We start from the raw sequence: 2,800 nt of genomic DNA, 5'->3' as shown, positions 1-2,800 counted from the left end.
ATCGGCCCGATCATGCATTGGTGTCCATGGGCATTTATGTCTTCAACACCGGCTTCTTGTTCGAACAGCTCATCAAAGACGCGGACACACCGGGTTCGAGTCACGACTTCGGCAAAGACATCATCCCCGCGGTAATTAAAAAGTATCGAGTATTCGCCTATCCGTTCCGCGATGTACAAAGTGGCGTACAAGCGTACTGGCGAGACGTCGGTACTGTGGACTCTTATTGGGCCTCCAACATGGAGCTGATCGGCATCGATCCCGAGCTTAACTTATACGATAAGGATTGGCCGATTTGGACTTATCAGGCACAAACCCCGCCCGCCAAGTTCGTGTTCGACGACGACGATCGCCGTGGAATGGCGGTAGATTCCATGGTATCCGGCGGCTGTGTTATCTCCGGCGCCGAAGTCAGGCACTCGCTGCTGTTCAGCAATGTCCGCGTGAACTCGTACTCCAAGGTAAAGGATTCAGTGATATTGCCGGATGTTAACGTCGGCAGGCACTGCCGCATTACCAAAGCGATCATCGACAAGGGCTGCCATATTCCACCGAATACCGTGATCGGGGAGAATCCGGAAGAAGATCGAAAACGGTTCTATGTCAGTCCGGGTGGCGTGGTTCTGGTGACTCCGGACGCTCTCGGACAGCGGCTGCATTTCGCCCGTTGAGGCTCGGTTAATCTTCCGGCTTTCTGCATTGGCGCTTAAAGCGCCATCGAAAATTATTTGATAAAAAAAGCTCTTGCGTTTTGAATGGCGCCCACATCGCTATTTCGCTCGATCTCTCCGAGATCCCCCTTAGCCAGCTAGTGTGATCGAAAAATTGCGCGCGCAATGCCCTCAAAACACCCGCGGCGAATCCCGGGCGCCCGTCGGGTGGATTGCACAGCCGTCCTCGAAAACGTATTTGCCGGAATCCCGGCAAGGAACAAATCAGCTTGATACGCCTTTTAACTTGCACTTGTCTCTTGACATCAAACCACTGTCGTCCAGCAATATCCGCGAAAAAGACGCTCCAAATCTCCAAACATCCCGTTAAGCGCTAGCGAAAGCATATCTGGGAAAGTCCCAACTCATAGTCGTTAAGGTGGGGAATTGACGCACGCACACAGCATATTGGACCGGCGTCGGGCCGGCATTCTTCTGCATATCACGTCCCTGCCCGGCAGTCTCGGGAACGGGGACTTGGGTCAAAACGCTTATCGATTCGTCGATTTTCTGGCTGACTGCGGCATAAGCGTCTGGCAAACGCTTCCGATTAATCCGACCCATGCCGATGGCTCACCCTACCAGTGCTTGTCGGCCCATGCCGGCAATCCGCTGATGATAGATCTTAAATGGCTGTCTGATCGCGGCTGGCTACCGGCGCCGCCGGATTCTATCGGCGAAATCTCGGTCGCCGATTATCGATTTCGTTGCCTAAAACAGGCCTTCGGCTCCTTCCAAGCATGCTTGCAAAGCGAATACCGCACTGCTTATGACGAATTCGTTAAAAAGCAGAACTGGTGGCTATCGGATTATGCGCTGTTCATTGCTCTACGCGAGGAACTCGGCAGCAAGGCATGGCAGGAATGGCCCAACGCCATTCGGGACCGAGAGCCAGCCGCGCTGGAAGCTGCCCGATTACGTCTGGCGGATCGCATCGCTCAGGTTGAATTCGAGCAATTCGTTTTTTTCGAGCAATGGACGGAGTTAAGACGCTATGCCAAGCAGAGAGGAGTCATGTTGTTCGGCGACATGCCGATATTCGTCGCCGGCGACAGCGCCGAGGTGTGGGCCTGTCGAGAATGTTTCGATTTGACCGAGACCGGTTATGCCCGCGTCGTGGCCGGAGTGCCGCCCGACTATTTTTCGGCTACCGGCCAACGCTGGGGAAATCCTCACTATAACTGGGAGCACATGAAAGCGACCGGCTTCCGCTGGTGGCTGGATCGATTCCGGAGTCAGTTGGCGCTTTACGACTGGGTACGCATCGACCACTTCCGAGGTTTCGAAGCATACTGGGAGATACCGGCCGAATCCGAAACGGCGATTCACGGCCGCTGGGTGAAGGCTCCGGGCGACGCCCTGCTGGAAACGGTATTCGCCACGCTCAACGGCTCGGGCTTACCCTTGGTTGCAGAGAACCTGGGCATTATCACACCCGAGGTGGAAGCGCTTCGCAACCGGTTTGATATTCCGGGCATGCTGATACTGCAATTCGCCTTTGACGGGGGCGACGATAATCCTTATCTGCCCCATAACCACACCGAGAACAACGTGGTCTACACGGGGACTCACGATAACGACACGACGTTATCCTGGTACGAAAACTTGTCGGAGGAACAGCGTCATCGTGTTTCCGAATACCTACTTGATCATTGCGGGGATAACAAAGTGGGAATGCCGCAAAGCCTCGTTCGATGCGCGCTCGCGTCTGTGGCGAGATTAGCGGTAATACCGATGCAGGATGTCCTGGAATTGGGTCATGGACATCGCATGAATACGCCCGGAACGATCGCCGACAATTGGCAATGGCGTTTTTCTTGGGAGCAGCTTACAGAGCATAAGGCAGAAAAACTGGCTGAGTGGGTCCGCGATCATGGGCGCTGCTGCTAGCCGTCCGACACAAAGCTGATTTGGAGTTGACCGACAACGCCCCGCGCGCAACGTATTGTACGCGACGAGAGATTAAGTAGACGGGTTTGAAAATGGCCAAAAGAAGCTTTGTTGCATAAGTCCGGTGAGGGCTAGGCCGCAACTACGGCTGATTTTCTCAACCTCCTTACGCAACAAAGCTTAGCGATCAGATGCTCCTC

Annotated in this window: 2 protein-coding genes; both read left to right on the top strand. The window is 54.5% G+C overall.

All coding sequences use genetic code 11. The features are described from left to right. Positions 1 to 671 (top strand): sugar phosphate nucleotidyltransferase (locus tag ABJK70_RS23145; protein ID WP_347259269.1); only part of this gene is annotated, 671 nt, incomplete at its 5' end. Positions 672 to 1,097: 426 nt separating this feature from the next. Further along, positions 1,098 to 2,600: a 4-alpha-glucanotransferase gene (gene malQ / locus ABJK70_RS23140; RefSeq protein WP_347259268.1), complete on the top strand. Its 1,503-nt coding sequence runs from the start codon at positions 1,098 to 1,100 to the stop codon at positions 2,598 to 2,600. Positions 2,601 to 2,800 lie beyond the last annotated feature (200 nt).

Source organism: Methylocaldum sp. (assembly GCF_039794385.1).
Lineage (GTDB): Bacteria > Pseudomonadota > Gammaproteobacteria > Methylococcales > Methylococcaceae > Methylocaldum.
Note: the sequence above shows the minus strand (reverse complement) of the source record. Positions and strands in the feature narration are given on the sequence as shown.